This is a genomic window from Streptomyces xantholiticus (assembly GCF_014651015.1).
GTDB classification, from domain to species: Bacteria; Actinomycetota; Actinomycetes; order Streptomycetales; family Streptomycetaceae; genus Streptomyces; species Streptomyces xantholiticus.
Genome location: NZ_BMWB01000079.1, coordinates 1 through 531, shown reverse-complemented (window position 1 = coordinate 531; position 531 = coordinate 1). Strand labels below are relative to the sequence as shown.

The following is a 531-nucleotide window of genomic DNA, read 5'->3' as shown; positions in this document are numbered from 1 at the left end:
GAAGACGTAGGCGCGCTTGTCGTATCTCGTGGCTACGGCCCGGAAGTTCTTGAGCCGGTTGATCGTCCGCTCGACTTCGTTGCGGCGCTTGTAGAGCGTGGTGTCGAAGCCAGTGGGCCGGCCCCCTTTGCTGCCGCGGCGTTGGCGGTTGGCCCGCTGGTCTTTCGGCTCGGGGATGGTGTGCTTGATGTGCCGTCGTCGCAGGTAGCGGCGGTTACGGCGGGAGGAGTACGCCTTGTCGCCACCGAGGTGGTCCGGCCGGGTGCGTGGGTGCCCACCGTTGGGACGGGCGACGCGGATGCGTTCGAGAACCGGGATGAGTTGCGGGGCGTCGCCCCACTGGCCCGGTGTGATCAGCAAGGCCAGTGGGCGGCGTCCGCCTTCACCCGCCAGGTGGATCTTGCAGGTCAGCCCGCCCCGTGATCGTCCGAGTCCCTCGTCGGGGCGGTGCTGCCGGGGCGTTGATCTTTTTTCGGGATGCGCGGCGCTTTCCTGCGGGCCCCGGCGGCGTGCTGGTGAGCACGGCAGGAG

1 pseudogene is annotated in these 531 nt (G+C 68.9%); it reads right to left on the bottom strand.

What is annotated here, in order from left to right:
• Positions 1 to 531: pseudogene (locus tag IE198_RS34810) on the bottom strand (IS5 family transposase); the annotation flags it as partial.